The sequence below is a fragment of the Pseudomonas sp. BIGb0558 genome (assembly GCF_024807515.1).
Lineage (GTDB): Bacteria > Pseudomonadota > Gammaproteobacteria > Pseudomonadales > Pseudomonadaceae > Aquipseudomonas > Aquipseudomonas yamanorum_A.
This window is the reverse complement of sequence record NZ_JANUEW010000014.1, coordinates 120,676-145,341: the sequence shown is the minus strand read 5'-3', so window position 1 is coordinate 145,341 and position 24,666 is coordinate 120,676. Positions and strand designations below refer to the sequence as shown.

Here is a 24,666-nt window from a genome sequence, read left to right as displayed (position 1 = left end):
ACGGGGCAGGGACGCCCCATCGCGGCGGCCCGCGGAGCAAGCCCGGAGTGAGGGAACGCCGAGCCTAGGCGAGGCGCCGACAGGCGGGGCAGAGCCCTTTGCTTACTTTGGGCTGGGCCGGCATTCCGGCTTTTCCAAAGTGAGTCGCTGTAAGAGCGAAACCATAAGCCGCCGTTACCTAAATAACGGATATGCCCCCCCGGGGGTATCGCGAAGTGCATCGTAATAACTCATCTGTTGACTCCACTAGCGTTTGAAATCGTTGACCGAACGACCACCGAGCGCCACGAACAGGCGCACCGTGTCGAGGTGTTGGGCAGTACTCGCCCGCAGTTGCCCGAGCAAGGCCTGCTCATAGGCCCGTTGCGCCTCCAGCACTTGCAGCAAGCCGTTCTCCCCTGCCCCATAGGCTTGCTGGTTCAGGCGCAAACTGTTGTCGGCGGCTTGCAGTGCGGCGGTCTGCGCCTGGTATTCCTCGGCGTCGTGGTTGATCGCCTGCAGGGTGTCTGCAACCTGGCCGAAAGACTGGATGACGGTCTGCTGGTAGTGGGCGAGCGAGGCGTTGTAGCCCTCCACCGCCGCCTGGCGTTCGGCCTTGAGGGTGCCGCCGTCGAAGATCGGCCCCGCCAACCCGGCGGCAAAACTCCACAGCGCGGCACCGCCATTGCCCGACGCGGCCTGGGCCAGGGACGCGGACAGTTCCACATGGGGATAAAGATTGGCGGTGGCCACGCCGACCGCCGCACTGGCCGCATGCAGTTCGGCTTCGGCTTGCTGCACGTCCGGGCGGTCGTGGGCCAGCTCGGACGGCAGGCTGACAGGCAGCGTGCCGGCCGAGGCAAATTCAGCCAGTTCGAAGTCCGGTGCGCGCCAATCCGCCGGGCCCTTGCCGGCCAGGATCGACAGCGCATGCCGCGCCGCATCGCGCTGCTGGGCCAGTGGCGGCAACAGCGTGCGGTCCTGCGCCAGCCGCGTTTCAGCCAGGGACACCTCCAACTGCGTCGCCGCGCCACTGTGTTGCGCTGCACGCACCAGCTCGAGGTTTTTCGCGTCGGTGGCGAGCAAGCTCTGCACCGCCTCCATCTGCGCGCCGGCCGAGGCCATCAACAGCGCCTGGCTGGCGACGTCGCCGGTCAGCGTCAGGTAGGCCGCTTCGAAGCGATGCCGTTGGAGATCGGCAAACGCCTGCTGCTGCTCGACCCGGCGCTGATTGCCGCCGAACACGTCGAGGTCGAAGCTGACCTGCGGCCCGACGCCATAGAAGTTCGCCACCGCAGGCCGAGCGGCGTTATGCACACGCTGGCGCCCCGCTTGCGCGGCGAAATCCACCCGCGGGAAAAGCGCGCCCTCCGCCGCCGCCACCGAAGCAGCCGCCTGGCGCAACGTGGCGTCCGCCGCCGTCAGCTCAAGGTTGCCGGCAATCGCCCGGCGCATGACGCTGTCGAGCTTGTGAGAATGAAAGGTCGACCACCAGTCGACGTTCACCTTCTGGTTGAACGACACGCGCTGTTCGGCCTGCACGTCATAGTGCTGCGAAGCGGCAACGGACGGCGCCTGATAGTCCGGACCAACCGAACACGCGGACAGGGTCATGACGGCCGTGATAACAAGCCCATGGGGTTTCATTTGGCACACTCCGGAAAACTAGTGGGTCGTGACAGGTTTACGCAGCAGCAGAACCAGCGGGCTCACCACCAGCATTGCCCACAGCAGAATCTTGAATTGACCGAGCACCGCGATGAAGGCGGCCTGGCCGGTGATGGCTTCGTTCAGCGCACCGAAGCCCGCCAGGGACGTCGATGCCGGCACCGAATGCACGGTCAGATGACTGGCCAGCGCCACATGCATCGCCTGGGTGTTGTTGAAGAAAAACCACTGCACCACCGCCACGCCAAGGGTGCTGCCGTAGACCCGGGACAGGTTGAACAGCCCGCTGCCTTCGGGGCGCAAGGTCGGGTCGAGGGTGCTGAACGCCACCCGGGAAAGCGCCGGCATCAACAGTCCCAGGCCGGCTCCCTGGATCGCGCCGGCCACCGCCACCGGCCAGCCGTCCATCAAGGGTGAATAACCGAGCATCGAGTGGTTGGCGTAGATCACCACGGCGATACCAGCGGCTACGAACGGGCGGCCATCCCGATGCGCGGGCACCCGGTTCATCAGCCAGAACGCACCCAGCAGGCCCACGCCACGAGGGAGGGTGAGGAAGCCCGTGGTGTCCGGCGGGAAGCCCAGCAGCTCATCCAGCATCGGCGAGGTCATGGCCATGGTTGGCAGCAGCACGAAGCCGACGGCGAAGAAGATAGTGGTCGACAGCACGAAGTTGCGGTCGCGCAATAAGCCCTTGCTGATGAAGTGCGTGCTGGAGGTGAACCGGTGCACGGCGAACAGGTAGAACCCCAGGACGCTGGCGGCGGCCTCCAGCCAGATCTCCGGCGAGTCGAACCACTCCAGGCGCTGGCCACGGTCGAGGAGCATTTGCAGGCCGATCACGCCGAGGGTAAAGCTGGCAAACCCTGCAAAATCAAACACCGGCGCGCTGTTGGCTTTCTTCTCGGGTTGCAACAACGCCACGACCAATGCGGTGTACGCCAACAGCGGCAGGCTGGCGTAGAACATCCAGCGCCAGCCGAAATGTTCGCTGATCCAGCCACCAATCGCCGGGCCGCTGACGATGCCCAGCAACCCTATCGCCGTCCACAGCGGGCCGAATTTTGGCCGTCGTGCCGGGGCCAGTGTCTCCAGGGCGATGGCCATCGACAGCGGCGCCAATACGCCACTCGCGGCACCCTGGATAACCCGTGCGCCGACGAATTGCAGCGAGGTGGTTGCCCCGGTCGCGAGCAGCAAGCCGAGGGCGAAGATCGCCATCGCCGCCTGGTAAACCGCCTTCACGCCGAAGCGCGCGGCCAGCCATTGGGCCACCGGCAAGGTGATCGCGCTGGCGGCCAGGTACGAGGTGAAAATCCACCCCGCCTCGTCGTCCGTCATCGACAGGCTGCCCTGGACAAACCTGAGAGCCGAGTTCGGCAGCGATACGTTGACCGCCTGCAACCAGGTCACCAGCAAGGCCGTGAACCTGAGGGTGCGTGCGCCGTTCATGGGCCGGTCCTGATATCAACCGTCACCGTGGCGCTGGTGCCGGAAAACAGCGGCAAGTCGGCGTTGGCATCATCCAGCTCCAGGCGCACCGGCACCCGCTGCACCACCTTGACCCAGTTGCCGGTGGCGTTTTCCGGCGGCAGCAGCGCGAAGTCGGCGCCGGCCCCCGGGCTCAGGCTGGTGATGTGGGCTTTGAAGGGATGATCCGGGTACGTGTCGAGCCTGATGGTTGCCTGCTGGCCGGCGCGCATATGGGTCATCTGGGTCTCGCGGAAGTTGGCCTCAACCCAGGTGCGACGGGGCGACAGCAAGGCGAAGGCCGGCGCGCCGCTGTTCAGGTAATCGCCGACCTGCACGTCATCCACCTTGGCGACGACGCCATCGTCGGGGGCATAAACCGTCGCGTATGAGAGGTAGAGTTGCGCCTCGTCGAGTTGCGCCTGGGCCTCGCGAATCGCGGGATGGCGGTCGATATCGATGTCAGGATTGCCGTTCAGCGCCACCACGGTATTGGCGATCTGCTGCTCGATGGACGCGACACGTTGCCGCGCGACTTTCAGGTCGGTGTCGGCCCGTTCGAACACGGCCTGGGACACAAACTCGGTGGCCACCAGGGCCTTTTTACGGGCGAACTCCTTCTGGTCAAAACCCGCCGACTCCCTGGCTGCTTGCAGCTCGGCCTGCTGTTGCCGGTAGCTGGCCTTGAGGCCTTCGATACGCAGGCGCGCCACGCTCAATTGGGCCTGGGCGCGGTCGACCGCCACCTGGAACGGCTCCGGGTTGATCCGCAACAGCACCTGCCCTTTGTGCACCGCCTGGTTGTCCCCCACGGCAATCTCGACAACCTGCCCGGACACCCGCGCATTGATCGATGCTTTCGCCACCCGGGCATAGGCGTTATCGGTGGATACGTACGGCGCATCCTGCAGGTAATACACATACCCCGCCGCGGCGACGAGTACTGGCAAGCCCACCATCAGCAGTAAACGCCAGGGGGTGCGAGTCGTGTTTTCCAACGCATTGCTCATGATCGAATCACCTTTGCTGAGCCCGGGATTTCTGGGGATCTAATTTTGTGCGATGATGTAAGAATATCGACCCACCCACCTCTACTCAAGGATTTTTGTACGCCATGGCACAAAAAAAGATCACAGAGGCAAAAGGCCGTGGCCGCCCACGCGCCTACGACCCTGAAACGGCGCTGCAAAAAGCCCTCGGGGTGTTCTGGAGTACCGGGTATTCCGGCGCCTCACTGGACGGCATCGCCACCGCCGCCGGGATGAACCGGCCAAGCCTGTACGCCGCATTCGGCGACAAACACGCGATCTACCTCAAGGCGCTCGAACAGTATTGGGGCCTCGCGTCAGCCGCCATCGACGAGGCGCTGGACGACCCGAGCCGGACGTTGGCCGACGCGCTGATGCGCCTGTATGAAGGCCAGCTGTCGATCTATTTTTCGGGGGATGGCGAGCCACGGGGCTGCTTCATCATCGGCACCGCCACCACCGAAGCGGTCGAGGACGCCGAGATTCGCGCCGTGCTGTTACAGCGCCTCGACGCACTCGACGCTCATCTCGAAACCCGCCTGCGCACCGCCATTGAGGCCGGTGAATTGAAAGGCGGTGCAGACCCGGCAGCCGTCGCCGTCCTCGCCGCCTCCTTGGTGCACAGCCTGTCGATACGCGCACGGGCGGGCAAACCCCACGCCGAGCTGATCGCCCTGGCGCGCAGTGCCGTGCAGGTCATCTGCGGATGAAGGAAGGACTGGAAGACATTCTGGCCGAGCATCTCGCCGTGATTTTTTGCGGGATAAACCCGGGGCTGAAGGCCGCCGCCACCGGGCATCACTTCATGGGCCGCAGCAACCGGTTCTGGCGCACCCTGCACCTGGCCGGGTTTACGCCCCATGAAGTGCCGCCGGAAAACGACCGCACGATCCTGGAGTATCAGTGTGGGCTGACCACGGTGGTGGAGCGGCCTACCGCCCGGGCAGATCAGTTGTCGGCGGATGAATTCAAGGCAGCGGCAGCGCGTTTTGAAAGCAAGATCACCCGTTACGCGCCGCGGTTTGTCGCGTTTCTGGGGAAGGCGGCCTATAGCGCGTTAAGCGGGCAGAAGGAGATTGCCTGGGGGCTTCAACCGCACACCCTGGGGCATGCGGCTGTGTGGGTTCTGCCCAATCCCAGCGGCAGGAACCTGGGCTTTACCCAGGCACAGTTGGTCGAGGCATACGGTCAACTGAAGCTGGCATCGCGCGCCCCTGCCTGAACCGCCGGCTGGTGACTGGTCACACAGTGAATCCCGCCGCCGCCCGCTGCAATCGCATCGATATTGAGCTGCACCACCTCGCGCTCCGGATAGAGCCTGGACAGTAGCTCAAAGGCTTTTGCGTCGGCCACCTTGTCACCGAACTCGGGCGCAATCACCGCCCCGTTGATGACAAAGTAGTTGATATAGCCCGGTGCAAAATCCGGATTGTTGCGATTGAAACGGCTCTTGCGTGGATTAAGCGGCGGCGACACGGTATGCACCTGCAGCGGTCGGCCGTCTGCATCGGTGGCCCGCTTGAGGATGTCCAGGTGCGCCAGCGTGACCTTGTGATCATAGGATTCGGGGTCGGTGTCGAGGTTGGCGATCACCACGCCCGGCTTGACGAAACGCGCATAAAAATCCACGTGGGCATCGGTGATGTCTTTGCCCTTGATGCCCGGCAGCCAGATGATTTTGCGCAGGCCCAGCCGCGCCTTCAGCTCGGCCTCGGCGTCGGCCTTGCTCCACCCGGGGTTGCGGTTGGCATTGATCCAGCTGCTTTCGGTCATGATGCCGGTACCGTGACCATCCACCTCGATGGCGCCGCCCTCACCCACCAGTTCGCTGCGAATCGCCTGGGCCTCGGTGACTTCAGTGACCAGGGCCGCTACCTGCGCATCCTCGGCGTGCTGCTGCTTGTTGCCCCACCCGTTGAAGTTGAAATCCACCGCGCCCAGGCCGCCCTGGCCGTCGATGACAAAGTTGGCGCCGGTGTCACGCATCCAGATGTCATCCAGCTCGGTGACCACAAACGTGGTGTTGCGGGTGCCGCATTTTTCTTCAGCCAGCGCTCGCTCCTCTTCCCGACAGAACACGGTCACCGGCTCGTGACGGGCGATGGCGCGGGCGATCCGGCCCAAGGCTGCTTGCACGTCGGGCGTAAAGTCCTCGTGAATGGCCTCCTGCGCGCCAAAGGCAATGAACGCCTGCTGATGTTTTTCGCCTTCGTCGGGCATGAGCCAGTGGCCCTCGGGGGCGGCCTGTGCCCAGCGCGAGACCAGCCCGACGGACATGGCAGCGCCCAGGGTGGCAACCACCGATACATGTTTGATGAATTCGCGACGTGTTGCCATGGGTGCCTCTGGAAGTTGGATCATTGGACGGAAGCGGTTTTGAATTTGGTCCATACGCGCATGCGTGCACGCATGTCCGCCTGGGGGATGTCTTTTCCCGGGATCAGCCGTTCAAACGTGGCCTCGTCCGGGTAGATCTGCGGGTTGTTGCGCATCGCCGGGTCAACCTCGGGACGCGCCTTGGCGTTTGCCGTGGGGTAACCGGTGAAGTTACTGATGGCGGCCATGTTCTGCGGGCGCATCACGAAATTGATGAACGCGTAGGCGTACTCCGGATGCCGGGCATCCACGGGGATCGCCATGGTGTCCATCCACACCGTGGTGCCCTCACGAGGGATGTGATAGTCGAACGTGACCTTTTTTCCGGCTGCGTCCGCCGCCCGTTGCGCCTGGGTCATGTCGCCGCTGTAGCCGAGGGACAGGCACAGGTTGCCGTTCACCAGGTCGGTCACCGGCTGCGACTGGAACTTGCGGATGTAGGGCCGCAGCTTGAGCAACAGCTCGCTGGCGGCGGCCAGGTCGGCCGGCTTGGCGCTGCGCGGGTCACGCCCCAGGTAATTGAGGGCCACCGCCAGCACTTCGTCCGGTGAGTCGATCAGGGAAATCCCGCAATCGGCGAACTTGGCGGCCAGCTCCGGCTTGAACAGCAGGTCGAGACTGTTGACCGGCGCGTCCGGCATGCGCTGTTTGATCTGCTCGGTGTTGTACGTCAGGCCGATGGTGCCCCAGGTGTAGGGGACGGTGGCGTTGTTCGAGTAGGTGTAGTGCGCGCGCAACTTCTGCAAACCGGGCTCGATGTCATTCAGGGCGGTGAGCCTGGACTGATCCAGCGGTTGCAGGCTGCCCGCGCGCATCAGCCGTTCGCCCACGGTGTCGCCAGGGAAAATCAGGTCATAACCGCTGCCGCCGGCCATCAGCTTGGCCTCCAGGGTTTCGCTGCCGTCCATCACATCGTAGATCACCTGGATCCCGGTTTCGGCGGTGAAACGCGACAGCGTGTCCTCGGCGAAGTAATCGGCCCAGTTGTAGAGCTTCAGGGTTTTTTCTTCGGCGTGCAGCGACGACGCCACCAGGGCCCCTAGCAACAGCGTGCAGATAATCTTCATGTCAAAGCCCTCGGTAGGTGTGATGACCGTCCAGACTCAACAACCCGCCATACATTTCCGGGCGACGGTCACGGTAGATGCCCCAGGTCAGGCGGTCCTCGCGCATCGTCGCCAGGTCGAGGCTGTGCACCAGCACGCCGGTGCTGTCGCGGTCAGCTTCGGCGAGCAGCTTGCCCTTGTGATTGCAGATAAAGGACGAGCCGTAGAAGTCCATCTGCAAGGTCGGGTCGGTGGTCGCTACCTCGCGGCCGACACGGTTGGCAGCGACCACCGGCACCAGATTGGCGGCGGCGTGCCCACGCATGGTCATCTGCCAATGGTCCCGGGAGTCGAGGGTCGCGCAGCCCGGTTCAGAGCCGATCGCCGTGGGGAACAGCAAGACTTCAGCCCCCATCAGCGCCAGGCAGCGCGCGGTTTCGGGGAACCACTGATCCCAGCAGATACCCAGGCCGATACGTCCGAACGCGGTGTCCCAGACCCGAAAGCCGGTATCGCCGGGGCTGAAGTATTCTTTCTCCTGATAGCCGATGGCGTTGGGGATATGAGTCTTGCGATACACCCCGAGTAACTGCCCATCCGCATCGGCCACGCTCAGCGAATTGAAACAGGCATTGCCGGCCTTTTCGAACCAGCTGAGGGGCAGAACCACGCCCAATTCCCGGGCCAGGGCGGCAAAGCGTTTGAGCACCACGCTGTGCCGGTATTCCTGCGCCAGCGCCAGGTGTTTGTGATGCTGCTCGATGCAAAAGTATGGCGTGGCAAACAGCTCTTGCAGCAGGATCACCTGGGCGCCCTGCTTGGCCGCGTCACGTACCAATTGCTCGGCCAGATCGAGGTTCGCGGGCAGGTCCCAGGTGCAGGGCATTTGCGTGACAGCAATCGTCAGTACGGTCATGGCATCACCCCTTCACCGGCCAGGCGGGTTGCTGTTGGGTGATGCAATGCACCCCGCCGCCGCCATGGGCCAAGTGATTGATGCGCACCGGTACCACCACGCGCCCAGGGAAAGCACGGGCCAGGACATCGGCGGCAATCTGGTCGGCGTCGATGCCATAGGCAGGCATGATGATCGCGTGGTTGGCGATGTAGAAGTTGGTGTAGGAGGCGCAAAACACTTCAGCCTCAGTGTCCACCGCGTCGGTGGCTTCATGCAGGTCGATCATCTCGAACCGGCGGCCTTGGGCATCGGTGGCCAATTCCAGGGCCCGACGGTTTTCCCGCACCACCTCGGCGTACACCGAATGGGTGTCATGGGTGGCATCCACCAGCAACACGCCGGGGCGGGCAAATGCGCACACGCCATCGACATGGCCGTCGGTCATGTCACCGGTCACATGGTCGGGATCGCCCGGCAGCCAGATCGTTTTCTTCACACCCAGCAAGCGCGCGAAAATCTCCTCGATCTCGGCCTTGGTCACCCCTGGATTTCGATTGGGGTTGAGTAACACTGATTCGGTGGTGATCAACGTGCCTTCGCCATCCACATGAATGGCGCCGCCTTCGTTGCTCAACGGTGTGCCCAGGCACTCCACGCCCAGGTGATTGAGCACCCGGCGCGCCAGGCTTTCATCCAGATCATGGGCCGACTTGCCGCCCCACGCGTTAAAGCGCCAGCTCACACCGGCGAGCCCCTGTTGCGGATGGCAAACAAAGCTCGGGCCGGAATCGCGACACCAACTGTCATTCACCGCCAGTTCGATCAATGCAATGTTCGGCCCGCACAACGCTTTGGCGCTGGCCACAGCGCAAGGATCGACGATCATTTTCACCGGTTCAAAACGCGCAATCGCATTGGCGACACGGGCAAAATCCTCCTGCACCAGCGGCAATGTAACGCCCCAGCCGGACTCCCAAAGCGTTTGGTTATGCGGCCAGACCATCCACGTCGCCGCATGCCTGGCCCACTCCGCCGGCATCCACCAGCCACCGTTCTGAATTTCATTCTGCTGCATGACAAATACCTTTGAGTTAAGTCATTGTGTTCAATGAAAACTGCCTGCGAGGTCTTGGCATGCATGCTACGGCTGTAAAAACGGGCTAACAAACGATGGATTTTGTGGAAAACTGATTAGAGGAACTTATCAGCATGCTTAACCATTGGCCGCCTCTAGGCACCCTCCGCGGCTTCGAAGCCGCCGCCCGGCTGGGCAGTTTCCACAAGGCCGCCGAAGAACTGCACCTCACTCAATCGGCCATCAGCCAGCAGATTCGCAGCCTTGAGGCGTACCTGGAGCAACCGTTGTTTTTCCGCAGTGGGCGCAGCGTCAGCCTGACCGATGCCGGGCACGATTTCCTCAGCACCACCCAGGCGCTATTGCAGCAATTGGCCGTGGGCGTTCGTCGCCTGGGCCAGTACCGCAAACCCAACCAACTGGTGCTCAACACCACGCCGACCCTCGCCCGCCACTGGCTGCTGCCGCGCCTGGAGGATTTCCGCCGCCAGCACCCGGAAGTGGACCTGTGGATATTCAGCACCGACGAAGTCCCGGACATGGCCAGCCAGACCATCGACCTGGCCGTACGCGACGACATCAGCTCCCAGGCCGAATGCAGCTTCAAGGTGCTGCATGCCGACCGCCTGTTCCCCGCGTGCAACCCACGCGTGCTGGCACTGCCCAGGGAGCAGCGCACCACCCTGCACGGCGAACGGGAGATGGATTGGAGCCATTGGGCGGTGGAGGCAGGGATTGATGTGGGGCAAAAAGATCAGGGACTGAATTTCTCCGACCCCGGGCTGTTGCTGGATGCGGCGTGTACCGGGTTGGGGATTGCGCTGGTCAGCCAGTTATTAAGCCGACAGGCATTGGAAGACGGGTTGCTGCAACCGCTGGTAGAGGCAACCATTCGCGGGCCCAATTGGGCCTTGCTGACCCACCGTGACAGCGAGAACAACCCGCTGGCACGGTGTTTCATTGAATGGTTGACGAGCAACCTGGTCACCGCCGGAGCCGATTAGTCCCGGCTGGCGCTCAGCTTCTCCCACAAGAAGCGGTAGACCAGCGCACTCATATGCGCAGCCTGTGCGTTGTCCGCCGCCCCGCCGTGCCCGCCCTCGATGTTCTCGTAATACGTCACGTCCTTGCCGGCCTCGATCATCTTCGCCGCCATCTTGCGGGCATGGCCCGGGTGCACGCGGTCATCGCGGGTCGAGGTCAGGAAAAACACCGGTGGGTAAACCTTCGCCGGATCAAACAGGTGGTACGGCGAAAACGTCTGGATGTAGGCCCACTCTTCAGGCACGTCCGGGTTGCCGTATTCCTCCATCCACGACGCCCCGGCCAGCAAGTGGTGGTAGCGCTGCATATCGAGCAAGGGCACCTGGGACACGATTGCACCGAACAGTTCCGGGTATTGGGTGAGCATATTGCCGGTCAACAGGCCGCCGTTACTGCCGCCCTCCGCGCCCAGGTGCCGGGGCGAAGTGATCCCGCGCTCGATCAGGTCCCGGGCCACCGCCGCAAAATCTTCATAGGCCCGCCCACGGTTCTGCTTGAGTGCCGCCTGGTGCCAGCGCGGGCCGTATTCACCGCCACCGCGAATGTTGGCAACCACGTACACGCCGCCTTTCGAGAGCCAGGCGCGGCCTACTTCACCGGAGTAATTCGGGGTCAGGGAGACCTCGAAACCGCCATAGCCATAGAGCAACGTCGGCGCCGTGCCATCGAGTTGCAAGTCCTTGCCGCGCACCATGAAATACGGCACACGGGTGCCATCCCTGGAGACCGCGAACTGCTGCTCGATCACGTGCCGGCTTGAGTCGAAAAACGCCGGCAGGGTTTTCAGCACCTCGGGCGCCTGACCGATCTCGGCCAGCGCCAGGGTGGTGGGCGTCAGGTAATCGGTGGTCACCAGCCAGACGGCATCACTGTCGTCGCTGTCCACTGCGCGGGCATACACCGTGCCCATGCCGGGCGCCCCCGTGAACGGGCTGTGCTGCCATCCGTTCGCGCCGGGCGTGAGCACGCTGAGGCGACTCTTGACGTGATCGAGCACGTTCAGCACCAAGTGATTCAGGGTCCAGATAAACCCTGTCAGCGATGTGCTGTCCGTGGGCGTGAACAGCACTTCGAAATCCCGCTGGCCCGCCATGAAGCGATCAAAGTTGATCGCCAGCAACGAGCCGGAAACAAACACTTCATCCAGCGCCCAGTCCTCGCGCAACTCCAGCAACAGCCAGTCTTTATGCACCGACTTTTCAGCCGAGTTCGGCGCATCGATTTTGCTCAACCGGCCATCGTTGCCCCGCAGGTACAGCTCGTTGTTGTAGAACGCCAGCGTACGGCTGACGAAGTCACGCTCATAGCCGGGCGTGTCGTCGTGCATCGCCGCGATGTACATATCATCCGGCGCGCCTTCGTAGACAACACGGGCAGCACTCAGCGGCGTGCCGCGCTGCCACTGCTTGGCAATGCGCGGGTAACCCGAGCGGGTCATCGAGCCTTCGCCAAAATCGGTGAAGACATACACGTTGTCACGGTCGATCCAGCCCAGGCCGCCCTTGGACTCCGGCAACTGGAAGCCGTCTTCGACCCAGGTCTTGCTGGCCAGATCAAACTCGCGGGTGACACCCGCATCAGCCCCGCCGCGCGACAGCTCCAGCAGGCAGCGCTGGTAATCCGGGCGCAGGTAATCAGCACCGTGCCACACCCAGTTTTCGCCTTCGGCGGCGTTCAGTGCATCCAGGTCCAGCAGCGTTTCCCAGGCGGGTTGCGCCTTGCGGTACTCCGCCGGGGTGGTGCGACGCCACAGGCCGCGCGGGTGAGCGGCGTCCATCCAGAAGTTGTAGTAATAGGCGCCGACCTTGTTGACGTGTGGGATGTTGCTGTCCGAGTCCAGCATCTCCAGCACGTCGGCCTTGATTTGCTGGAAGCTGTCGGAGCGGGCGAGCCGGTCTTCGGTCTTGAGGTTCTGGGCCTGTACCCAGTCCAGTGACCGGGTGCTGTCGATGTCTTCAAGCCATAGGTAGGGATCGGGGGTGGTTTGGTGAGCTGTTGACATGCTCGAGTCCTGTCGAAAATAGCGGTGAATATCTCGTGGGTACCCGCTGGGGTATGAGCCCCAAGCTGATCATTTCTTCAGGCGCGAAGCGCACTAATTATTAATTGACGTCAAAATGCCATCATTCTTTATCAAGATATGTCTTACCGGGTCGATACGTTACAAAACCACACTGACCTGAGGGCATATCGTTCATGAAGCTTACAGTCAAAGGCAAGTTGCTGTGTCTGGCCATCATCCCCGCGTTGTTGTTCGCATTGATTATCAGCGGCCTTGCGTCGTGGATGCTGCAGCGCACTGCCGATCAGCAAATGCTCGAAACCCGAGAAGGTTTGATCAAGCGCAATCGTGACGTACTGAAGAACTATGTCGAGGTGGCCCTGACCACCATCAAGCCGCTGCACGACGCCTCGGCAAAGGGCGATATGGCAGCCCGGGACAAGGCCCTCGAGTTGCTCAAGCCAGTGAAGTTCGGCGATGAAGGCTACTTTTTCGGTTACGACACCAAAGGCGTGCGGGTCTTCCGTGGCGACAGCACCGCCGGGGTCGGCAAGAGCTTCTGGGACACCCAGGACCCCGACGGCTCCTTCCACTACCAGACGTTTGTCGAAGTGGCCAGGAACGGTAAGCACTACGTCGATTACTTCGCGCCCAAACCCGGCCAGGAAAGCGTGCAGGTGCCCAAGCTGGGCTACACCGTGTACCTGGAAAAATGGGACATGGTGCTCGGCAGTGCAATCAATATGGATGACATCGACGCCGCCATGGCGCTGGAGCAGATATCGGTCACCGAACGCACCCGCGCCCTGCTGGGCAGCATCTTCCTGGTGACCCTGGTGTTGCTGCTGGTCACCGCAACGGCCGGTATCTGGACGGCCAATGGCGTGGTCCGCCCGCTGCGTGTGCTCAAGACCAACCTGGATGACATCGCCGCCGGTGAAGGCGACCTTACCCATCGCCTGGCGATCACCAGCAACGATGAATTGGGTGACCTGGCCGCCTCGTTCAACCGGTTCATCGACAAGATCCACACCATGGTCAGCCAGGTGGCGAAGATGACCACCGACCTCGACGGCCTGGTGCATCAGGCGACCCAACAAACCCTGCGCTCCGAACAAGCGATGCAGCGCCAGCGCAACGAGACCGACCAGGTCGCCACCGCGATCCACGAAATGTCAGCCGCAGCCCAGGAAGTGGCGCTCAGTGCCCAGCGTGCGGCCCAGGCGGCGGCAGAGACCGACCAGCAAGGCCACGCCGCCCGCAAGGTGGTGGGCGACAACATCACCGGGATGAGCGCACTGGTGTCGGATATTCGCCTGAGCGGTACCAGCCTCGACAGCCTGCAGCAGGATGTTCGCTCCATTGTCTCGGTGCTCGACGTGATTCGTTCGATTGCCGACCAGACCAACTTGCTGGCACTCAATGCCGCGATTGAAGCCGCGCGTGCCGGTGAGGCCGGCCGTGGTTTTGCGGTAGTGGCCGATGAAGTTCGTGCACTGGCCAGCCGCACGCAACAGAGCACGCAAGAGATCCAGGGCATGATCACGCGCCTGGAAGCCGGCACCACCGCCTCGGTGGCCGCGATGCACCGTTCGACCGAAGCCGGCGAAGGTGCCAATCAGCAGACCAACGAAGTGGGGGTTTCGCTGGATTCGATCTCGGACCTGATCGGCACCATCAACGCAATGAACGCGCAGATTGCCAGCGCCGCCGAAGAGCAGACCTCGGTCGCCGAAGAGATCAACCGCAGCGTGCATCAGATTGCAGGCGCGGTGGAAAGCCTGGCCGACGAAACCGAACACAGCGCGCGCACTATGCGCGATGTGTCTGCGCTGGGGGCCAACCTCAACAGCCTGGTGCGCCAATTCAAGATCTGACCCGGTGCGCCATTGCCTTGAAACAGGGGGCGATAGCTGTTTTAGTGACGACTTATTAGTTAGCTTGATCATTATTAGGTAGCGATTCAATTGCCGTCTTCGGGCGGCAAATCATAAGAAAAACCAACGCACACCCGTGTTTAGACTCAGGAGTGAGTAACCGATGTCCGAGAACGATACCTCCCCAGGGCGTCGCGACTTTTTACGCAAGTCGTTGACGCTGATCCCCGTTGTCACACTGGCCAGTACCGGCCTTTCCTCCGGCGCCTTCGCGCAGACCCCGGCCAGTGACAGCCAGGCTGGCACGCCAGCACCGGCCAGGGTCGATGATTACAAACCGACGTTTTTCACCCCGCAGGAGTGGGCCTTCCTGATGGCGGCCTGTGACCGCTTGATCCCGTCCGATCACGTCGGCCCCGGTGCCGTCGAACTCGGCGTGCCGGAGTTTCTCGATCGGCACATGCAAACGCCCTACGCCAACGGCGGCATCTGGTACATGCAAGGCCCCTTCGTCGAAGCGGCCCCGGAGTTCGGCTACCAGGGTCGCCTGACGTTGCGCGAAACCCTGCGGGTCGGGATCAAGGCCATCGACGCCAGTTGCCAGAAGACCTTCGCCGGCAAGACCTTTGCCCAGCTCTCGACGGCCCTGCAGGAAGACCTGTTGAAGAATGCCGAGAGCGGCAAACTGGCACTGGAAGACATTTCCTCGAAGCTGTTTTTCAGCAACCTGCTCAACGAAGTGCGCAACGGCTACTTCGCCGACCCGTCCCACGGCGGCAACAAAAACATGGGCGCGTGGAAAATGATCGGTTATCCCGGCATGCGCGCCGATTACATGGACTGGGTCACGGTACGGGACAAGCCGTACCCGTTGCCGCCGGTCGATCTGGCCGGACGGAGGGGTTGAGCATGGCGAACATCAAACCAAAAGCAGACGTAGTGATTGTGGGCATGGGCTGGACCGGGGCAATCATGGCCAAGGAACTCACCGATGCAGGGCTGCACGTGGTGGTACTGGAGCGCGGTGCCGACCGTGACACGCAACCTGATTTTGCCTACCCGAAAGTCGTCGATGAGCTTGAAGGTTCAGTGCATCGCCGCTACCTGCAAAGCCTGTCCCAGGAAACCGTGACCGCACGGCACAACCTGACCTCCACCGCCGTGCCGTATCGCCAAATGGGCTCGTTCAAGCCGGGCACCGGTGTCGGCGGTGCGGGCAGCCACTGGTCTGGCTGCCACTTTCGCGCACTGCCGGAAGACTTCAAGTTGCGCAGCAATACCGAGCAGCGCTATGACGCCAAGTTCATTCCCGACGACATGACCATCCAGGATTTCCCGGTCACTTACGAAGACCTGGAACCGCACTTCGATCACTTCGAATACGTGTGTGGCACCTCCGGCAAGGCCGGGGTTATTCAGGGTGCGAAACAGGCCGGTGGCAACCCGTTCGAAGGGTCGCGTTCCCGTGAATTCCCGTTGGGCCCCAACCCCAATTACCTCGGCGCCGAGATGTTCTACGGTGCCGCCCGCGAGATGGGCTGGGACCCGTACCCGATCCCCGCGTCCAACGCGTCGGCACCTTACGTCAACCCCTACGGTTGCCAGATGGGCCCGTGCAACGCCTGCGGTTTCTGCAGTGACTACGGTTGCCTGAACTACTCCAAAGCCAGCCCGAACATCAGCATTCTGCCGGTGCTGCGCCAGCGCAAAAACTTTGAGCTGCGCACCCATGCGCAAGTGCTCAAGGTCAACCTCGACAGCGATGGCAAGAAGGCCACCGGCGTCACGTACCTGGATGCCCAGGGCCGTGAAGTGGAGCAACAGGCCGACCTGGTGCTGCTGTGCGCGTTTTCGCTGTTCAACGTGCATTTGATGCTGCTCTCGGGGATCGGCAAACCCTACGACCCAGTGAGCGGTGAAGGCACCATCGGGCGCAACTACTCGTACCAGAACCTCAATCGCGTGGTGCTGTTTTTCGGCAAGGAAGTACAGGCCAACCAGTTCATCGGGATCGGTGGCGCAGGCACCACCATGGACAACCTCAACGGCAACCAGCTGGACAATGCCAAGGCCGGTTTTGTCGGCGGCGGGATTATCTGGGCACGCCAGCCGGGCGCTGGTCCGGTGCGCGGGATCAACGTACCGCCGGGCACGCCAGCCTGGGGCACGCAGTGGAAACAGGCGGCCAGCGATGCGTTCCGTCATTCGTTCTACTTCGAGGTGCAAGGTGCCTGCATGTCGTACCGTCAGCACTACTTGAGCCTGGACCCGACCTACAAGGACGGCTTCGGTCGACCGCTGCTGCGGATGAACTTCGACTGGCACGACAACGAAATCAAGGCCTCGCAGTTCCTGGTGGGCAAGGCGCTGGAGATGTCGAAAATCCTCAACCCGACCGCCATGGCCGGCGACGCCAAGAAGCCGGGCGAGCACTACAACATCACCAAGTACCAGAGCACCCACACCTGTGGTGGCGCGATCATGGGCAGCGACCCGAAAACCTCGGCATTGAACCGCTACCTGCAGTCGTGGGACGTGCACAACGTGTTCGCCATTGGCGCCAATGCGTTCCCGCAAAACAACGGCTACAACCCGACGGGGATGGTGGGGGCGCTGGCGTACTGGTCTGCCACGGCGATTCGCGAGCAATACCTCAAAAACCCCGGCCCGCTGGTTCAGGCATAAGGAGAGAGACCAATGAAAAAGTTTCTCTTGAGCCTGGTTGGCTTGGCGGTGGCGGTGCTGGTTGTGTTGTTGGCATTCGCCTTCTGGCCGACCCACACCCGTGGGTTACAACCGGCGCCTGAAGCGCAACAGGCCGCATTGATCGAGAAAGGGCGTTACCTGGCGGATGCCGGCGACTGCACCGCGTGCCACACCGCCAAAGGCGGTCAGCCGTTCGCCGGTGGCCTGCCGATCGCCTCGCCCATCGGCACGCTGTACAGCAGCAACATCACGCCCGACAAAGCCACCGGTATTGGCGGTTATTCGCTGGAAGATTTTGACCGCGCGGTTCGGCACGGTATCGCCGCCAATGGCAGCAGCCTGTACCCCGCCATGCCGTACCCGGCGTATGCCAGGGTAGACGACGATGACCTGCAGGCGCTGTACGCCTACTTCATGCACGGCGTCGCGCCGGTCAATGCCGAGAACCGCGCCAACGCGGTGCCGTGGCCACTGTCCATGCGCTGGCCGCTGGCGATCTGGCGCAAAGTGTTCGCCCCCGACCCCGACGTTGTGGCATTCAAGGCCGATGGCTACAAGGACGCCGACGTGGCACGCGGTGCCTATCTGGTCCAGGGCCTGGGCCACTGCGGCAGTTGCCACACACCACGGGCGGTGACCTTGCAGGAGAAGGCGCTGGATGAATCCAGCCCGGTCTACTTGTCTGGCGGGCCGGTGATCGATGGCTGGCTGGCGGTGAACCTGCGGGGCAACCCGGCAGACGGCCTGGGCAGCTGGAGTGTCGACGACATCGTCGCGACCCTGCGCAGCGCCCGCAGCGAAACCCATGCGGTATTGGGTGGTGCGATGGGCGATGTGGTGGTTCACAGCACCCAGCACCTCAACGACCGGGACCTGCACGCCATGGCGGCGTACCTGAAAACGCTGCCTGCCGACGGGCGCCAGGTCTCGAGCTTCACCGCCGACCCGGCCACCGCCAAAGCCCTGGCTGCGGGGCAGGAAGGCAGCCGTGGTGCCGAGCTGTACATCGACAACTGCGCCGCCTGCCACCGTACCAACGGCCAGGGCGATGCACGGGTATTCCCGAAAATCGCCGGTAACTCGTCGGTGTTGTCCCAGGACCCGGTGTCGATGATTCGCCTGGTGTTGGCGGGCAGTAGCCTGCCGGCCACCGCGACTGCCCCTTCCACCCTGGGCATGCCGGGTTTCGCCTGGCGCCTGTCGGATGACGAAGTGGCACAGCTGCTGAGCTTTGTCCGCACTAGCTGGGGTAACCAGGCACCGGCGGTGAGTGCGGTGCAGGTCAAGCAAATCAGGGACACGTTGCCGCAGCCGTAAGGCCACGCGATAGGTGACGAGGCAGGCTGACGTGCAAGGCGTCAGCCTGCTGATGTTCCTTGACGTTACATACCCGGGTCGAATACTCCGGCCGCGCTGAATCCCACCTAGTTGCCAGGTCGAAAAGCAGCAATCGGAAGTACGTAAGGTGTCCGACTTTGACCTTCTTTGAGGAATAAAAAAGCAAGAAACCGGGTGCGCGGCCCGATCTGATAGGCGATACAGGGGAACGCAAGGGTGGGCCGTTACGGCAGGAGTACGGGCGATGGCTGAAAAAACCGCGTGGATGCTGATGGGCAAAGACGCCAACCTTTTCCCAAGCCACGAGCCGGGAACGCTGGGCGGCCACCGTCGTAGCAGGCTCTATGGAAAGCTCGACTGTCGTGCGGCGCTGCAAGCGATAGCACGCGGTGGTTATGTGAAAAATCGCGTGTTTTTTCTCGATGAAGCTACCGCTATAGCTGCGGGATATCGGCCTTGTGCTGTCTGTATGCCCGACGAATATCGCCGACTGGCACCGGCAATAAGTGACTGACTCCAACCTGGGTTGCCCAGCGCTGGAGTCAGTCACGGCTACCGACCTCAGGCAGTCGGGTCAGACATGCTCACCCTGTTCTTCACGCTCGGGCGCGCCTGCATACTGGCGTACCACGCTTGCAGTGCTTCGCACTCGGCTGGCACCGCCAGCTCCACCAGTTGGGCAAAGATCAACCCTCCTATAACAGTGATATCGGCCATTGAAAACGCCTCCCCCGCAACGAATGGCTGTCGTTTTAGTACCTCGTTGAAATAGTGCATGCCCCTGAGCGCCTTATCACGCTGACGAAAGCCCCACTCGACGTTTTGAAAGCCGGGGCCGGGCGATCTTCGCCGCAGTGGCCGGTGCCCAGTTGATGGCGAGGAGCCGCTCGGATATTGCGCTTTATGATGGGTTGATTGAGGGGTACCGGCAGGCGGGATTGCTGCCGGTGTAGCGATTGATGGCGCAAGCCGGGTTGCCGATTCCCAATGGGCAAAATGTTGGGTTTACCCAACAGCCGTTGATGGATGTGCACAGACCACTCAGGCGAGCCTTGGGAAATCGCCGGGGCAAATCCCCATCACCACATAAAGCTTGACTTATCCTTTCCAATCAGTAACATACGGCGCATTCCGCGATAGCTCAGTTGGTAGAGCAAATGACTGTTAATCATTGGGTCCCTGGTTCGAGTCCAGGTCGTGGAGCCAGACAAGGTTACAGAGAATGCTTTCCAAATCTCTGAAACCACCAAAAAACCCGCCTTCTGGCGGGTTTTTTCGTTTCAGCGCCCCGTCGAACTCAAGGGGATACAAGCCTCTTCGCCAATGCAGTGCGACGACTTGATCACGACAAGAAACCAGGCTGATCACTTACCAGGGAAGTGTCTGTATATGGTCTTCTTCCAGGCTATAGAAACGTGACGGATCTGGCCGCATCGCAATGAGTTGGAAAAGTCGCGCGGCAGAATCATCTGCTGTCAACTCCGCGCCATTGACGCCCATCCCAGTGCGTAACCGACCGGGATGAACGGTATAGCTCAACAGTCGGCCACCCAACTCGTCCACAACACAAAGCGAAAGCATATTGAGTGCCGATTTCGAAATTCGATAGGTATAGGAACAACCTGTTTTTGAAATGCACTCATCAGCATTTTGAGCAACAGAGCCGCGGCGCGAGGAAATATTGACTACTGTCGAGAGAGAGAACGATGCAGCCAATCGCTTTATCAATTGACCTGGTCCAATACAGTTTACCTCTAGCGCATGCCGCAACTCATCGGCGGTTTCATGGAAGATCGAGTGCTGCTTACTTCCGATGCCGGCATTGTTAATAAGTAAATCTACTGCTGTTATTCCTTTGCTGCTCAAGAAGTCTTCAAAATCCGAAAGATTGGCGTCCAGGTCTTTGGCCAAATAATCCAACGCAAATACCTCGTCGACTGATTTCGACTGGCGAAGCATGTTTAGTTTTTCCGGTGACTTGCTAACACCTACGACTTTGTAGCCAGCGAATTTCGCTTGAAGGCAAAGTGCGTTGCCATAGCCCCCGGTTGCTCCAGTGATGACTGCTATCATGAGGGACCTGAATGATTGAGTGAGTTGTGATTGTTCGGGCAATATAACTTTGATATCCACTCCGACTAGGGAGAACAAATTTTTCTTGGCTGGATATAACTAACTGTATCAAGCGTAGTGGTCAAGATCGCCTGCTCTGCACGGGTCATGGAACCGTTGAGTTTTCTAGACTCTCAACAAAAGGCAAACGGTTAAGGCTAAATACGCCCACACCCTGTCACAACGCTGTCATACGCCAACGCCAACATCCGCAGATACCCCGCCCCTACCCTCCTCTTGAAGGACAACACATGCACACTCGCTCAGGCCCGTCTGCGGTAAAAACCCTGCTCGCCCGTTTTATCGTTATCGGATGCGCGCTGACGGTGAGCGCGTGTGACAGTGTGACCGGGCGCGCACCTGCCGCATCGGCTGCGTTCAAGACCCTGGACGGTGCACCGCCCCTGGTGATCGGCCATCGCGGCCTGCCAGGGCTGTACCCGGAGGAAACCCGGGCGTCGTATGAACATGCGGCCGACGCAGGTGCGGATTCCCTTGAGCTGGACCTGCACATGACCAAGGACTGTGTACTGGTGGCTCGGCACAATCCCTGGTTAAGCGACAACACCAATATCAGCGACGTCGCAAAGACCAACCCCGAAATTGCACGCCGCAAGCGTACGGTTCCAGGCGTTTTGGTTAACGTCCGGTATCCTGCCACCGCCGAGAATGGCCCGGCCCAGTACCTGAGCGACTTGACCAACCCCAACGATCCAAAATCCGTATTGAAGTCTCTGATCGTGGATGGCGAAGACCACACCAACGACTGGTCAATCAGCGATTTCACCCTGGCCGAACTCAAGCAGTGGATCGGCGGCACAACCTACGATGCCCGCGACGAGCGCCCCACCGAACTCAACGGCAAACTGCCGATCCTGAGTTTCCAGGAAGTGATCGACATCGCGAAAGCCAAAAGCGCCGCCACAGGCCGCGTGATCACGACCTACCCGGAAAGCAAAAACCCGATCTGGAACAACGCCCAGGCGATTGCCAACGGGTGCGGCGCACCGGGCAGTCATCCGTTCGAAGCGGCCTTTCTCAAGACCCTGAAAGACAACAATCTCAATCGCAAAGACGCGCCGGTGTTCGTGCAAAGCTTTGACCCGAACAGCCTGAAATACCTGCGCGCCATCGGCCTGCACGCCAGGGCGGTGCAGTTGGTGGATGGCAACGGCGTGAACTTCAAGACCGGCGAAACCATTTTCATCACCGACAAACCCAACACCTTCGTCAGCGGCCGCCCGTACAGCTGGACCGTCGCGGGCGACCCTCGCTCCTTTGGCGCGCTGCTGACGCCGGCCGGCCTGGCCGAAGTCAAAACGTACGCCGACGGCATCGGCCCGTGGAAGCCGCAAGCAATGTCGCTGACCGCCGCTTCAGCGCAAAACCCCGGTTTGCCTGAAGTCGACACCTTCAAGCCCACCAGCCTGATCAGCGATGCCCACAACGCCGGGCTGTTCGTGCATATCTTCACCTTCCGCAATGAAGCGAAGTACCTGGCAGGCGCCTACAAGGGCAACCCGGCAGCCGAATACCTGGCCTTTTTCCGGGCCGGTGTGGACGGTGTGTTTACGGACTTCACGCCGACTGCCGTGGCGGCCCGCACGACCTACCTGAAGGAAGTCATGCACTAAAGCGCCTACCGGAAGACGGGCACGCTGGTGGACGGATTCGCGCCCGCCAGGTGCTCACGCAACCGGGCGCCGATTTCGGCAATCTTTGCCTCTCCCCCACGCAGCGCCTGGGCGTTGGTGTGAACCGAGTAGTTTCCCAGCGCCAGGTCATAGGGATGAGGCGCTGCGGAACCCATCACGAACACCGTATCGCGGTGCATCGCTGTCAGCGTCACGGCACCGCTGCCGGGTTCGAACACGGCCATTTCCCCCGCCATGACTAGGTCGGGTGCAGCGAGCTGCCCGCGGCTGACACTCAGCCACAATGACTCATGCCCATCGGGCGGCACATAGGTCCAGGACTCACCGTCCTGCAGGGTCACCAGCAGATAATTGATGCCCGCAGGTGCACGAACCGGGCTTTGCACGCCCTGGTATGCGCCAAGAATCACCCGGGCAGGGCCCGCTTGCGGCATCACGCCGGACGCCAGGTACTGGCTATCGACGCGCGCGTTTTCCAGCGATGGAGGCAGCGCAATCCACAATTGAAAGCCCTGGATCCGCTTCGATGTGCCTACCGACATTTCCTTGCCATGCCACACGCCACCGCCCGCCCGCATCCATTCAACCCCGCCGTAGTCGAGGGTGCCGGCACCCGACTCGGCATCTTCAAAATGCAAATTGCCTTCGGTAATCAGGGTGACGGTGGCGATTCCCGAGTGCGGGTGCATCGGCATACCGTTGATAAATGAGCTCTCGCCTTCAAACAGATCAAGGAACACGAAAGGCTTGATCAGGTGCCCCAGGTCCGAAGGGCTCATCAGCCGGGCAATCGGGCCATGCCCACTGCCGGTGGTGCGGTAAGTGATTGCCCGAGGGGCGACGGTTTCATGCACGGTCATGGTGATTGCTCCGGGGTATATCAGCGGCGACGCGCGTCGAGGCTGAAGCGACCGGCACCAAAGGCAACCACTTGCAGCAGGCCACCGGCCATGGCGATGTTCTTGAAGAAGTGGATGAACTGGTTTTGATCCCCCAGCGCATGATGGAAAGCCAAAGCCGTGGCCACGCTGAACAGCGCCAGCACCGCAGCAACCACACGGGTGCGATAACCCGCAATCAGCGCCAGGCCACCACCGACTTCAACGATGACCGCCACCACCAATGCCAGCTGTGGAAATGGCAGCCCGACGGAGCTGATGTAGCCGATCATCATCGCGGGAGCGGCCAGCTTCGAAACGCCGGAGAGGATGAAAATCACGCTGAGCAGCACTCGGCCGATCAACGATACCGAGGCCTGGGTTGCGTCAGACTGGCTGCGTTCAACGTTGTCCGAATGAGCAATGTGTTGAGAAGTAGACATGGGGTATTTCCTTCAATGGGAAACGGTTCGACATGAACCGTTCTGTTGAAGAAATGTTGCGCCGGGTGAGCTAATCTGAATAGCCGGTTAATTTAGATCATTAGATTCGATAAAATAGACAAGCTACCCAACGTTTGCTTGAGGAACCCCACATGCCTTCCGAGCCCGGAACCCCCACACTGGAACAACTGCGCGTGTTCCTGACGGTGGTGGAAGTCGGCAGTTTTGCAGCGGCCGCGCGAAAACTTCACCGCGCCACCTCGGTGGTCAGTTACTCCATCGCCAATCTGGAAACACAGCTGGGCGTGTCGCTGTTTGACCGCCAGACCACCCGCAAACCCCAACTCACCGAGGCCGGGCGAACCGTGCTGGCCGAAGCCAGGACCATCACCAACGGCATTCACGGCTTGCGCGCCAAGGTCAAAGGCCTGCTGCAAGGGCTCGAAGCCGAGGTCCATGTGGTGCTGGATGTGATGCTGCCCGCCGAGCGGGTGGTGGACGCGCTCAAATCGTTTCGGGAGGAATTTCCTACGGTCTCACTTCACCTGCACATGGAGGCGCTGGGCGCCGTCACAGACCTGGTGATCAACCGTGAAGCGATCATCGGCGTGAGCGGGCCGATGAATGACGGCATCGACGGGATCGAAAGAATAGGCATCGGCAGTGTCGAGCTGATCCCGGTGGCCGCGCCGAATCATCCGCTGGCCTCTGGCGCCGCCAATGTGCCGGGCGCGGGGCGCGAACTCACGCAACTGGTGCTGTCGGATCGCTCGCGCCTGACCAAGGACAAGGACTTCGCCGTACTCAGTAACCGCACCTGGCGCCTGGCCGACCTGGGCGCCAAGCACATGCTGCTGCGCGAAGGGATTGGCTGGGGGAACATGCCGACCCCGATGGTGCAGGAAGACCTGGACAGCGGCCGGCTGGTGAAACTGAACATCCCGGAATACGAAAGCGGCAAATATATGTTCGACGTGATCTACCGCACGGACTTGCCACCGGGGCCTGCGGCGAGGTGGTTGATCGAACGGTTTGTTCAACAACGCTCAACGCAGGAACCGGCGGCTTGAA

20 protein-coding genes, 1 tRNA gene and 4 pseudogenes are annotated in these 24,666 nt (G+C 61.6%); 13 read left to right on the top strand and 12 right to left on the bottom strand.

Annotated features, from left to right (window positions below; genetic code table 11):
- Positions 1-246: 246 nt before the first annotated feature.
- Genes M2400_RS18605 through M2400_RS18595 form a run of 3 tightly spaced genes read right to left on the bottom strand, consistent with a single transcriptional unit; the run spans position 247 to position 4,127 of the window.
- A complete protein-coding gene (locus M2400_RS18605) occupies positions 247-1,626 on the bottom strand; it encodes an efflux transporter outer membrane subunit (RefSeq protein WP_259197496.1) in 1,380 nt (459 codons plus the stop codon).
- A gap of 18 nt (positions 1,627-1,644) precedes the next feature.
- The gene (locus M2400_RS18600; RefSeq protein WP_259197495.1) at positions 1,645-3,099 is read right to left on the bottom strand and encodes an MFS transporter; all 1,455 of its coding nucleotides are present in this window, start codon (positions 3,097-3,099) and stop codon (positions 1,645-1,647) included.
- A complete protein-coding gene (locus M2400_RS18595) occupies positions 3,096-4,127 on the bottom strand; it encodes an HlyD family secretion protein (protein WP_259197494.1) in 1,032 nt (343 codons plus the stop codon). The genes M2400_RS18600 and M2400_RS18595 overlap by 4 nt, the downstream gene beginning before the upstream one ends.
- Positions 4,128-4,231: 104 nt before the next feature.
- Here M2400_RS18595 and M2400_RS18590 point away from each other — a divergent pair, with 104 nt between their 5' ends.
- Positions 4,232-4,855 carry a TetR/AcrR family transcriptional regulator gene (locus M2400_RS18590; protein WP_259197493.1) on the top strand — a complete coding sequence of 208 codons (624 nt, stop codon included), beginning with the start codon at positions 4,232-4,234 and terminating at the stop codon, positions 4,853-4,855.
- Positions 4,852-5,367: a G/U mismatch-specific DNA glycosylase gene (gene mug / locus M2400_RS18585; protein ID WP_259197492.1), complete on the top strand. Its 516-nt coding sequence runs from the start codon at positions 4,852-4,854 to the stop codon at positions 5,365-5,367. Before M2400_RS18590 ends, mug begins: the two co-directional genes overlap by 4 nt.
- Here mug and M2400_RS18580 read toward each other — a convergent pair.
- From M2400_RS18580 to M2400_RS18565, 4 genes are read right to left on the bottom strand one after another with little or no spacing between them, the layout of a single operon-like run.
- Positions 5,334-6,482, bottom strand: a complete 1,149-nt coding sequence (locus M2400_RS18580) for an agmatine/peptidylarginine deiminase (protein WP_259197491.1) — start codon at positions 6,480-6,482, stop codon at positions 5,334-5,336. The two genes, mug and M2400_RS18580, sit on opposite strands and share 34 nt — an antisense overlap.
- 20 nt (positions 6,483-6,502) lie before the next feature.
- Entirely contained in the window at positions 6,503-7,588 is a 1,086-nt protein-coding gene (locus M2400_RS18575; RefSeq protein WP_259197490.1) for an extracellular solute-binding protein, read from the bottom strand.
- A gap of 1 nt (position 7,589) precedes the next feature.
- On the bottom strand, positions 7,590-8,483 hold the full coding sequence (gene aguB, locus M2400_RS18570) for an N-carbamoylputrescine amidase (protein WP_177046177.1): 894 nt from the start codon (positions 8,481-8,483) through the stop codon (positions 7,590-7,592).
- A 4-nt stretch (positions 8,484-8,487) separates the two neighbouring features.
- The gene (locus M2400_RS18565; protein WP_177046179.1) at positions 8,488-9,540 is read right to left on the bottom strand and encodes an agmatine/peptidylarginine deiminase; all 1,053 of its coding nucleotides are present in this window, start codon (positions 9,538-9,540) and stop codon (positions 8,488-8,490) included.
- 134 nt (positions 9,541-9,674) lie between these two features.
- Here M2400_RS18565 and M2400_RS18560 point away from each other — a divergent pair, with 134 nt between their 5' ends.
- The gene (locus M2400_RS18560) at positions 9,675-10,544 is read left to right on the top strand and encodes a LysR substrate-binding domain-containing protein (protein ID WP_259197489.1); all 870 of its coding nucleotides are present in this window, start codon (positions 9,675-9,677) and stop codon (positions 10,542-10,544) included.
- Here the strand turns inward: M2400_RS18560 and M2400_RS18555 are convergent.
- Entirely contained in the window at positions 10,541-12,586 is a 2,046-nt protein-coding gene (locus tag M2400_RS18555; protein WP_259197488.1) for a prolyl oligopeptidase family protein, read from the bottom strand. The genes M2400_RS18560 and M2400_RS18555 overlap by 4 nt on opposite strands.
- A gap of 194 nt (positions 12,587-12,780) precedes the next feature.
- On the opposite strand from M2400_RS18555, the pseudogene M2400_RS33610 reads away from it, so the two are divergent.
- The 6 genes and pseudogenes from M2400_RS33610 to M2400_RS18530 all read left to right on the top strand — a co-directional run.
- Positions 12,781-13,605 (top strand): annotated as a pseudogene (locus M2400_RS33610) (cache domain-containing protein); the annotation flags it as partial.
- Between the two features lie 369 nt (positions 13,606-13,974).
- Positions 13,975-14,463 (top strand): annotated as a pseudogene (locus M2400_RS33605) (methyl-accepting chemotaxis protein); the annotation flags it as partial.
- Positions 14,464-14,626: 163 nt separating this feature from the next.
- Positions 14,627-15,370: a gluconate 2-dehydrogenase subunit 3 family protein gene (locus M2400_RS18545; protein WP_259197486.1), complete on the top strand. Its 744-nt coding sequence runs from the start codon at positions 14,627-14,629 to the stop codon at positions 15,368-15,370.
- Between the two features lie 2 nt (positions 15,371-15,372).
- Positions 15,373-17,148: a GMC family oxidoreductase gene (locus M2400_RS18540; protein ID WP_259197485.1), complete on the top strand. Its 1,776-nt coding sequence runs from the start codon at positions 15,373-15,375 to the stop codon at positions 17,146-17,148.
- Between the two features lie 12 nt (positions 17,149-17,160).
- Complete coding sequence (locus M2400_RS18535; RefSeq protein WP_259197484.1) at positions 17,161-18,486, top strand: cytochrome c; 1,326 nt, start codon at positions 17,161-17,163, stop codon at positions 18,484-18,486.
- 265 nt (positions 18,487-18,751) lie between these two features.
- Positions 18,752-19,021: an Ada metal-binding domain-containing protein gene (locus M2400_RS18530; protein WP_177046192.1), complete on the top strand. Its 270-nt coding sequence runs from the start codon at positions 18,752-18,754 to the stop codon at positions 19,019-19,021.
- Positions 19,022-19,068: 47 nt separating this feature from the next.
- Here M2400_RS18530 and M2400_RS18525 read toward each other — a convergent pair.
- Positions 19,069-19,332 (bottom strand): annotated as a pseudogene (locus M2400_RS18525) (glutathione binding-like protein); the annotation flags it as partial.
- Between M2400_RS18525 and M2400_RS18520 the strand changes: the two are divergent.
- Positions 19,332-19,460, top strand: a pseudogene (locus M2400_RS18520) (TetR/AcrR family transcriptional regulator); the annotation flags it as partial. The pseudogenes M2400_RS18525 and M2400_RS18520 overlap by 1 nt on opposite strands.
- Before the next feature lie 177 nt (positions 19,461-19,637).
- Positions 19,638-19,713: transfer RNA gene (locus tag M2400_RS18515), tRNA-Asn, on the top strand.
- A 162-nt stretch (positions 19,714-19,875) separates the two neighbouring features.
- Here M2400_RS18515 and M2400_RS18510 read toward each other — a convergent pair.
- Positions 19,876-20,580, bottom strand: coding sequence for an SDR family NAD(P)-dependent oxidoreductase (locus M2400_RS18510; RefSeq protein ID WP_259197483.1), 705 nt, complete (start codon positions 20,578-20,580; stop codon positions 19,876-19,878).
- A gap of 290 nt (positions 20,581-20,870) precedes the next feature.
- On the opposite strand from M2400_RS18510, the gene M2400_RS18505 reads away from it, so the two are divergent.
- Positions 20,871-22,253 (top strand): glycerophosphodiester phosphodiesterase family protein, encoded by a 1,383-nt coding sequence (locus M2400_RS18505; RefSeq protein WP_259197482.1) that lies wholly within the window; start codon positions 20,871-20,873, stop codon positions 22,251-22,253.
- 5 nt (positions 22,254-22,258) lie between these two features.
- Here M2400_RS18505 and M2400_RS18500 read toward each other — a convergent pair whose 3' ends face one another.
- Positions 22,259-23,134: a pirin family protein gene (locus M2400_RS18500; protein WP_259197481.1), complete on the bottom strand. Its 876-nt coding sequence runs from the start codon at positions 23,132-23,134 to the stop codon at positions 22,259-22,261.
- 20 nt (positions 23,135-23,154) lie between these two features.
- Entirely contained in the window at positions 23,155-23,595 is a 441-nt protein-coding gene (locus M2400_RS18495; protein WP_177046207.1) for a DoxX family protein, read from the bottom strand.
- A gap of 152 nt (positions 23,596-23,747) precedes the next feature.
- Between M2400_RS18495 and M2400_RS18490 the strand changes: the two genes are divergently transcribed.
- Complete coding sequence (locus M2400_RS18490) at positions 23,748-24,665, top strand: LysR family transcriptional regulator (RefSeq protein ID WP_177046209.1); 918 nt, start codon at positions 23,748-23,750, stop codon at positions 24,663-24,665.
- Position 24,666: the final 1 nt, after the last annotated feature.